Here is a 4,684-nt window from a genome sequence, read left to right as displayed (position 1 = left end):
GTTTGATACAAAAGGTGCCGAAAACAAACTCGATATTCAAGAAATCGCTCGTCAAAATGAGATTGTTTATGTCTCATTAAATGGATTGATTTACAAAGAATACATTCGTACATTAGCACAAATGTTGGTGGGGGACGTCAATTATTTTGCGTCAGAAATGTATCGAAAAAACCAAAGTAAAGGCATACTGGTACTCTTTGATGAGCCTGCTTCTTACTTAAACGAAGCGTTTATCGACATGGTAAACAAAGGTCGTGGTGCAGGCGTCCACGCCATTTTCTCCCCACAAACAATGGCAGATATTGCAAAACTAGGCGATAAATTGCAAGAACAACTCGTCGGAAATGTAAATACATTGATTATTGGAAAGACGAATGAACCTGGTGAAGCAGAGTATTGGAGTAACACAATAGGGACCTATGAAGACATTGAGGTAACGAGCATGATTGAACAAGAAGAAGGATATTCTGATGTCGGAAAAGCCGATTGGACAGGCGAACGTGGGACAAAACGAAACGTCGACCGCTTCAAAATTAACCCAAATGCGATTAAAGCGTTGCGTACAGGTGAGTTCATTGTGAGCCGTACTGCCAAGAATGTAGACGAGCCACCACAAACTGTTTACGTACGGAATGCCCTCGAATGGTTGCAAAAGAATAAACAAAAATAAACTATTTTGTGTGTCTATCGCTGCTAAGCGACATATCTTTTAGTGTCTAAACGACAAACAGTTTTGGGCAAATTCGCAGATAAAAATAAACAGATCTCAACCAAAATTAACGTTGATTTATAATCAAATCGGCAACGATCTGTGTACAAATTACGTGCGAAATGCACTCGATTGGCTTAAAAATAATATGCATGTATAGAGAGAACGACATGCGTAAAACGAGAGTAAGTGTAGAGTAAGTATAGAGTAAGTGTAGAGTAAGTGTAGAGTAAGTATAGAAAAACGAATATATGAGACGTGTCCTCGGCGCTTGGTATCAAAGGCTTTCTCCGCCTGTAAAATTCCTGACCATTTTCGCTCAACGTGGGTTAAAACCCCCTTATAAGCGAAAATGGTCAGGAATTTTACAACTACGAAAAAAATACCAAGCGCCGAGGACAAACAGAATAGAGAAAAATATATGGGATAGAAGTTAGATAATAATAATTAAGTTCAAGAGATAAATTCAAAAGATGAAGTTCAAAAGATGAACAACTACCCCTTGCGATAGACGCCCCTTCACCAAACCTTGAAGGGACTATCGCTAAGAGCAACAACCTCCTAAATCCTCCACCAAATCTTGGAGGACTTAAGACCCGAAAAAGAATTTCTACACGTTGTTTAAGAAACTCTTTTTCAATGAAACAAATAGGCAATGCCTATTTGTACCTTTTTAGAAACGCGGTGATACTTTGAAACCTTTACTTTACAACTATTACATTGATTATTCAAAGCAAGATAAAACACGTTTACTTATATTGTGTCTGCTTCATGAATTGAGAGTAATTTCTATTCAACAACTGATTACTTTTTTTCAAATTGACCAACTATCTGCAGAAAGTACGGTGTACAAACATTTGAATTTATTAAAGACAGATGGGCTCATTGCTCGTTCGAAAAATGAAATGAATACTTATTACTATCTAACGAAAGAAGGACACAATTACATTGGTGGTTATTACACGCTACCTAAAGTTCCTGAATACAATTTGCAGCACCATTTACAAATCAATGATTATCTAATTAAAATGTTGCAGCTTTGCCACCGCCACCCTCATTTAAAAGCTGTGGTTTCAGAACGACGGAAAGTCTATGAAGTCAAAGACCAAAAGAAAAATAAAAAAGGCGTAAAATACTTTGTACCTGATTTTATTTTCGTTTTTACTGGTGAGGACGGACGGGAAGTGGAGTGGCAATTTGAAATCGAATTGACTTTAAAAACAAGGAATCGTTATCGTGAGGGGGTCTTTCCAAAATATATTAAAAGTTTAACGACTTACGAAGACGCTCGTTTAATTTATGTCACACCTAGTCCAATCATAAAGGAAGAATTAGAACTGTTTAGAGAATATTTCATTTATCAACAAGGCGAAAATTTAGAGGGAGTGTTTGACCGATTGCATGTTTTTTCTGCCGAAGAATTTGAATATGAAATCAAACAATTACTAGAAAAAGATAAATTTATCAATTGGATTGAGAAAAAAGGAAAGAACTAGCCGCTTTGCGACTAGTTCTTTTAAGTGCATTGAATTTCGCTTCTTTGGCTCATGCTTTTACGGACTTGTTCCCACTTACTCGTTTTTATGATGGTGCATTGCCGTATGTAACGGTCTGCTACTGTTTGTTACAGTATCACAGCCAGTCGAAAACACAAGGGTATATAAACGAGCAAGCTCGCCCTTGTGTTTTCTTGGTGTCTATGAAACTTTTACGGCACAGCAACCGACCGAAACATACTGGCGAAAATGAACAATCAAATCTAAAAACGAAAAGGGGGAGAGTGCAACAAGTCCTAGCATGAGCCAAAGAAGCGAACAGCTTCCCTCACTCACACCAGACAAAAATGGTTGTTAGAAAACAAAAATCAAAAGAAAAGAGTGGAAGATATGAACCGATTAGAACAAGCACAATCAAAATTAAATCGTCTACGAGCTGAAAAAGAAGAAACACAAAAATTAATTAGACAACAACATGACTTAATCCCTTTCGGACAACCAAACATTATCGGGCGCCCTGATATTTATAAAAAAGTGAATCGTTATCACGATAAAGCAATTCAGTTGATGAAAGAAGAAGAAAAGCAAGAAATGAGAATTGATATGTTGGAAAAAGTTGCAGATTTTAAAGAAGAAAATGAGTTACTAAAAGATGTTCATGTCGTAGGCAAGTCTAGTTATGCCACAGTTGGTGCAAAAACAAGTGTAAATAATTTGGATTATTTTAGACACCAATTACAAGAATTAGAAGAAGCCAACATTTTAGCTAAGCAGCATAACAAAGAGAAAAAACTTCCAAGAGCCAAAACCTTTGGCACTGACATTACAAAACTAAAAAGAAAAATTGCCGCCCTTGAAGAAATGCAAGAAAAAGACCAAAACAAGGTCATTAGCTCACATTCTCAAGCGCTAATAGACAGTGGGGCAGTCAATCAGTGGAAAAAGAAACCCATTTATTACTTTGTGAAAGGACTGAAAAAAGTTGCTTTAGAACTTGACAAAGAGGGGAATTTCACCATTTCAAATCGCTACCCTGCTTGGAGTGAACAAGATAAAACCTTTATCCAAGAATTGTTAACCTCTACTAAATCAGATGAAGACATAAAAAAAGAAACCTTTTGCTAGAGACAAAAGATTTCTACACGTTATACGAGTTACTACTGTAAAACTAGTATAACGTACCTTAACTTATTTGACAATAAAAATATTCCGCAAGCCCTAGAGCTTGCGGAATCTAAAGGGGACGTTCTCAAATGAAAGCGAGAAACTATAAAAACTACACAGCTGTTTATCTTGAAGAAATTACAAGCAAAGAATTTAAGGAAAGTATGAAAAAATACACTGAATTAAAGGAATGTGAAAAATATGTTGTTATCAGACCAACAAAAAAAGCGGCAGAAGCATTTGCTCAACTTCACTCCTTGCCATTATCAGAATGTAAAAAAGGCGCTAGCTACCGCATTTTAAACCTGCAATTTACAGTGCTGAACGTTGAACAAGGACTTGTTACATTTTCCTACATTAACAGACATGGAAAAAAAGAAACAATCACACCTTTTGTACAGAACACCGCTCCAATAGGTGGCGTGCTGATAGAGACGCTATTTACATTTGAGACAGGTAAATTACTTTATTTTTAGAAAATGATATTAATTTCCACGGGTGGATAACCACCCGTGGGCTAATATAAAAAATAGGAAAGAAGGAAACACAATGATTAATGTACACGCAGTAGGACGCTTAACGAAAGGGGCAGAGTTGCGCACCACAAACAATGGAAAGAGTGTCGCAAATTTCACACTTGCCTGCAAACGTAAAAGACCCGATAAAGATGGCAAGATACCGACAACTTTTGTTCCATGTGTTTTGTGGGGAAAACCTGCCCAAGCCTTTGCCAAATTTACTCAAAAAGGCGCATTGATTGGGGCAAATGGTGAACTACAAATCCGTTCTTATGATGACCAACAAGGAATGACGCATTATGTGACCGAGCTAGTGGTGGAAGACTTTGAATTTTTAGAATCCAAAGAAACGGTACAGAATCGGGAACAAAAGCAACAAGGAATGCCACAATCAAATCCGACCCCACCTGCTAATGAACCAGCCTATATGAACCAAGAACCACCGGTTGAACAACCGCCATTGAATGGCATGTCTGAATATGGCTACAATCAATAAGGGCTGTTTTTTCATGCGCTCCACACTCCCACCGCCACCACCGTTTAGGAGCGCATGAAAAAAGAAAGGCTTCCGCCTTTCTTCTCGCTCAAAATGTGGTATAATGACTATGTAAAGAGGACGTACGATAAATACGCCCTCAAGTAGAACCGTTTAAAGCGGTGGCTTAGTTTAATAGTTTGAAAATAAACCTGTCAACGTCTGCCAAGATTTATGACGGGTTTATTTTTTCTTATTGTTGTTACTGATTTTCAGAATCAATGTTGCGAATGCTAACGCAAACATTAACGCTTCAAAAACA

General features: G+C 37.4%; 5 protein-coding genes. All 5 read left to right on the top strand.

The window, feature by feature from the left end; translation table 11 throughout:
* The coding region (locus tag ECA01S_RS13575; protein WP_157490304.1) for a TraM recognition domain-containing protein at positions 1-670 on the top strand (670 nt) is incomplete at its 5' end.
* Between the two features lie 731 nt (positions 671-1,401).
* Positions 1,402-2,205: a helix-turn-helix domain-containing protein gene (locus ECA01S_RS13570; RefSeq protein ID WP_067396453.1), complete on the top strand. Its 804-nt coding sequence runs from the start codon at positions 1,402-1,404 to the stop codon at positions 2,203-2,205.
* Between the two features lie 390 nt (positions 2,206-2,595).
* On the top strand, positions 2,596-3,330 hold the full coding sequence (locus ECA01S_RS13565; protein WP_067396450.1) for a hypothetical protein: 735 nt from the start codon (positions 2,596-2,598) through the stop codon (positions 3,328-3,330).
* A 128-nt stretch (positions 3,331-3,458) separates the two neighbouring features.
* Positions 3,459-3,845, top strand: coding sequence for a hypothetical protein (locus ECA01S_RS13560; RefSeq protein WP_067396446.1), 387 nt, complete (start codon positions 3,459-3,461; stop codon positions 3,843-3,845).
* A 73-nt stretch (positions 3,846-3,918) separates the two neighbouring features.
* Positions 3,919-4,383, top strand: coding sequence for a single-stranded DNA-binding protein (locus ECA01S_RS13555; RefSeq protein ID WP_067396441.1), 465 nt, complete (start codon positions 3,919-3,921; stop codon positions 4,381-4,383).
* Positions 4,384-4,684 lie beyond the last annotated feature (301 nt).

The organism is Enterococcus canis NBRC 100695 (assembly GCF_001544375.1).
GTDB classification, from domain to species: Bacteria; Bacillota; Bacilli; order Lactobacillales; family Enterococcaceae; genus Enterococcus_H; species Enterococcus_H canis.
Note: the sequence above shows the minus strand (reverse complement) of the source record. Positions and strands in the feature narration are given on the sequence as shown.